This is a genomic window from Streptomyces anandii JCM 4720 (genome assembly GCF_014650655.1).
GTDB lineage: Bacteria > Actinomycetota > Actinomycetes > Streptomycetales > Streptomycetaceae > Streptomyces > Streptomyces anandii.
The window spans coordinates 28,343-32,601 of record NZ_BMVJ01000026.1 but is presented as its reverse complement, the minus strand read 5'-3'; the positions used below and the strand labels follow the sequence as shown (position 1 = coordinate 32,601).

4 protein-coding genes are annotated in these 4,259 nt (G+C 73.7%); 3 read left to right on the top strand and 1 reads right to left on the bottom strand.

All coding sequences use genetic code 11. From position 1 onward, the window contains the following. Positions 1–804 (bottom strand): polysaccharide deacetylase family protein, encoded by an 804-nt coding sequence (locus tag IE249_RS31260; protein WP_189710237.1) that lies wholly within the window; start codon positions 802–804, stop codon positions 1–3. A 169-nt stretch (positions 805–973) separates the two neighbouring features. On the opposite strand from IE249_RS31260, the gene IE249_RS31255 reads away from it, so the two are divergent. The 3 genes from IE249_RS31255 to IE249_RS39075 all read left to right on the top strand — a co-directional run. Continuing rightward, positions 974–1,936: an NAD-dependent epimerase/dehydratase family protein gene (locus IE249_RS31255; RefSeq protein WP_189710235.1), complete on the top strand. Its 963-nt coding sequence runs from the start codon at positions 974–976 to the stop codon at positions 1,934–1,936. A gap of 240 nt (positions 1,937–2,176) precedes the next feature. Next, positions 2,177–3,814: a carbamoyltransferase family protein gene (locus tag IE249_RS31250; protein ID WP_189710233.1), complete on the top strand. Its 1,638-nt coding sequence runs from the start codon at positions 2,177–2,179 to the stop codon at positions 3,812–3,814. Then, on the top strand, positions 3,811–4,259 hold a 449-nt coding region (locus IE249_RS39075; protein ID WP_229859642.1), incomplete at its 3' end, for a glycosyltransferase. The genes IE249_RS31250 and IE249_RS39075, both read left to right, overlap by 4 nt.

Here is a 4,259-nt window from a genome sequence, read left to right as displayed (position 1 = left end):
TCAGGGCCGGTACACCTTCCCCGGCTCCGGCTTGCCCGGGGCGAGGAGCTGCGGCACGGTCACGAAGACGTAGCCGCGGGCCTTGAGGGCGTCGATGATGCCGGGCACGGCCGGCACGGTGCCCTGGTAGAGGTCGTGCAGCAGGATGATGCCGTCCCGGGTCGCCTGGTCGAGGACGCGCTTGGTGATCAGCGCCGAGTCGGTGGTGGCGTAGTCCTTGGCGGTCACGCTCCACAGCACCTCGGACATGCCCATCTCCTTGCAGATGCCGTGCACGGTGGAGTCGGTGCGGCCCTGCGGCGGGCGCATCAGCGTGGGCTTGTGCCCGGTCAGGCGCTCTATCGCGTCGTTGGTGCGGCCGAGTTCGTCGCGTATCTCCGCCGGGGATATCCGGGTGAGGATCTTGTGGTCCCAGGTGTGGCTGGCCACCTCGTGGCCCTCGGCCGCCATCCGCCGCACCAGTTCCGGGTACTTCTCGATGTGCCGCGCGCCCAGCAGGAAGAAGGTCGCCGGGACCTGCTTCTGCTTCAGGATGTCCAGCAGCCGGGCGGAGTTCTCGCTCGGCCCGGCGTCGAAGGTCAGGGCGATGCACTTGGCCTGACGGCAGTCGACGGTGCCGAACCGGGCGGGCGCGCCCGCCGCCCGGTCGCGTACGGAGCTCGGGCGGGTCGCGTCCCCGTGACCGCAGCCGGCCAGCGTCAGGGTCAGGCACGCGGCCGCCGCCAGCGCCCCGGCCGCGCGCACCCCCCGCCGGGCCCCCGCGCCCGGCCCCCTCGTCTTCATCTTCTTGGTCGCAGAAGGCATGCCGGGGACTCTATGCAGGGCCTGCGGGCGTGTTGTGCACGGGTGTCGAAAACGTGCTCGACGAACGGCTGATCGGTCCCGATGCGCCCCGGTTGGCCCGATGTGTGCCGGGCCGCCACGGGGTTACTCAAGCCGACACGCAAGTGAAGGCGAGAGGGAGGAGAGTCCCGTGAGCGGACGCACCTGGCGCCGGGCCCTGGTGACCGGCGGAGCCGGCTTCGTGGGATCCCATCTGTGCGCGCGGCTGCTCGACGCCGGCACCGGCGTCATCTGCCTGGACAACCTGGCCACCGGCTCGCACGCCAACGTCGCCGAACTCGAACGGCACCGCGGCTTCCGCTTCGTGCGCGCCGACGCCACCGACGCCGACGCGGTGCGTGCCCTTCCCGGCCGCTTCGACCTGGTCCTGCACTTCGCCTGCCCCGCCTCGCCGGCCGACTACCTGCGGCTGCCCCTGGAAACCCTCGGAGTGGGCAGCGACGGCACCCGCAACGCCCTCGAGCGGGCCCGCGCCGACGGCGCCCGCTTCCTGCTCGCCTCCACCTCCGAGGTGTACGGCGACCCGCTGGAGCACCCGCAGCGAGAGGACTACTGGGGCAACGTCAACCCCATCGGCCCGCGCAGCGTCTACGACGAGTCCAAGCGCTTCGCCGAGGCCCTGGTCACCGCGCACCGCAAGGTCCACCGCACCGACACGGCCATCGTGCGCATCTTCAACACCTACGGCCCCCGCATGCGCACCGGGGACGGCCGCGCCGTGCCCACCTTCATCGCGCAGGCCCTGGACGGCGTGCCGCTCACCGTCGCCGGCGACGGCAGCCAGACCCGCTCCCTGTGCTACGTCGACGACACGGTCGACGGCGTCCTCGCCCTGGCCGCCTCCCGCGAGAGCGGCCCGGTGAACATCGGCGGCACCGACGAGATCACCATGCTTGAGCTGGCCCGCCGGATCGTGGACCTGACCGGCTCCGCCTCCCGCATCCGCTTCGTCGACCGCCCGGCCGACGACCCCTGCCGGCGCCGGCCGGACACCCGGCTCGCCCGCGAGCGGCTCGGGTGGCAGCCACGCGTCCCCTGGTCGCAGGGGCTTGAGCGCACCATCGGCTGGTTCACCCGCGCGGTCGCCGCGTGAGCGAGCCCCTGCCGCAGTCGACCGCAGTGTCCCGAACCGTACTGTGCGGCCCTGGCCAGGGCGCTTCACGCACGGTGAGAAAAAGATGACATAGAGCGAAAAATCATCCTTTTCCCTCGCCAGTTGTCTTCACGTGTTTGAGACAGCTGGGGCGCGGCACCCAGAACCCCGTGGTGCCCACCGGCACCGACCGGTCCCCCCCTCGCACTCGCAAGCGCCGAACGGGACGGAGCCCACCCCATGCGCATCCTTGGAATCAACGCCCTGTTCCACGACCCGGCCGCCGCCCTCGTCGTCGACGGCAGGACGGTCGCGGCCGGGGAGGAGGAGCGCTTCAGCCGACGCAAGCACGGCAAGCGCCCGGTGCCCTTCTCCGCGTGGGAACTGCCGGAACTGTCCGCCCGCTGGTGCCTGGAACACGCCGGACTGCGCGCCGACGAGCTCGACGCGGTCACCTACTCCTTCGACCCGGCCCTCGCCCGGCCCGCCGCCGACATGGGCCTGAACGACCCCTGGGACCCGCTGCGCCTGGAGTACGCGAGCCGCGCCCCCGAGTTCCTCGCCGAGGCGCTGCCCGGCCTGGACCCGGCCAAGGTCGTCTTCGTGCCCCACCACGTCGCGCACGCCGCCTCCGCCGGACCCGCCTCCCCGCACCCCGACAGCGCCGTCCTCGTCCTGGACGGCCGCGGCGAGGCCGCCTCCCACCTCGCGGGCCGCTTCCACGACGGCAAGCTCGACACGCTCGCCGCGCAGGCCCTGCCCGACTCCCTCGGCCTGGTCTACGAGGAGCTCACCGAACACCTCGGCTTCCTGCGCAGCAGCGACGAGTACAAGGTCATGGCGCTCGCCTCCTACGGCAAGCCCCGCTTCCTGCCCCAGCTGCGCCAGTACGTCCACCCCACCGGCGACGGCGGCTTCCGCGCCCACGGCGTCGACTGGGCCGCCCTCGCCCCGCCGCGCGGCAAGCACGAGCCGTGGACCCAGGAGCACGCCGACCTCGCGGCCAGCTGCCAGGCCGTGCTGGAGGAGGTCCTGCTCGAACTCGTCCACTGGCTGCACCGCGAGGCCGGCGGCGAGGCCCTCGCCATGGCCGGCGGCGTCGCCCTCAACTGCGTCGCCAACTCCAAGATCGCCGCGCAGGGCCCGTACCGCCACGTCTGGGTGCAGCCCGCCGCCGGTGACGCCGGCACCGCCCTCGGCGGCGCCCTCTACCTCGCCGCGAGCGAGGGCAACGTACCCGAGCCCATGCCCGGCGCCGACCTCGGGCGCGGCTGGAGCGACGAGGAGCTGCGCGCCTGGCTGGAGGAGGCCGCCGTACCGTACGAGCGGCCCGACGACATCGCCGAGACGGTCGCCGGGGAACTGGCCCGCGACGGCGTGGTCGCCTGGTTCCAGGGCCGCAGCGAGTACGGGCCGCGCGCCCTCGGCCACCGCTCCCTGCTCGCCCACCCGGGCCGCGCCGAGAACCTGGAACGGCTCAACCGGGTCAAGGGCCGCGAGGAGTTCCGGCCGGTCGCCCCCATGGTCCTCGCCGAGCGCGCGCACGAGCTGTTCGAGGGTCCGGTCCCGAGCCCCTACATGCTGTTCGTGCACGACGTCCACCGCGACTGGCGCGAACGCATCCCCGCCGTGGTGCACGTCGACGGCACCGCCCGCATCCAGACCGTCGACGAGCGACAGGAACCCCTGGTCGCGGCGATGCTGCGCGGGTTCGAACGGCGCACCGGGCTGCCCGTCGTCGTCAACACCAGCCTCAACACCGCCGGCCGGCCCATGGTCGACGACCCGCGCGACGCGCTGGAGTGCTTCGGCTCCGCGCCCGTCGACCTGCTGGCGATCGGCCCGTACGCGGTGCGCCGGGGAAGGGCGTACGCATGACCAGCCCCGCCGCCGGGCCCGCCTACGCCGTGGTGATCCCCACCCTGGCGCGGGACACGCTGGCCGACTGCCTGGCCGCGCTCGCCGCCGCGCACGGACCCCGGCCCGAGGAGATCGTCCTCGTCGACGACCGGCCCGAGCCCGAACCGGACGGTCTGGAGCACCCGTTGAGCGTCCTCGGCGACCTGCGCGCCCGCACCACCGTGCTCACCAGCGGCGGCCGCGGACCCGCCGCCGCCCGCAACACCGGGCTGCGCGCGGTCACCACCGGCTGGGTCGCCTTCCTCGACGACGACGTGCAGGTCGGCCCGCACTGGTGCCACCAGCTCGCCCAGGACCTCGCCGAGGCGAGCCCCGACACCGGGGCCGTCCAGGGCGTCATCGCCGTGCCCCTGCCCGGCGAGCGCCGCCCCACCGACTGGGAGCGCGGCACCGCGGGGCTCGC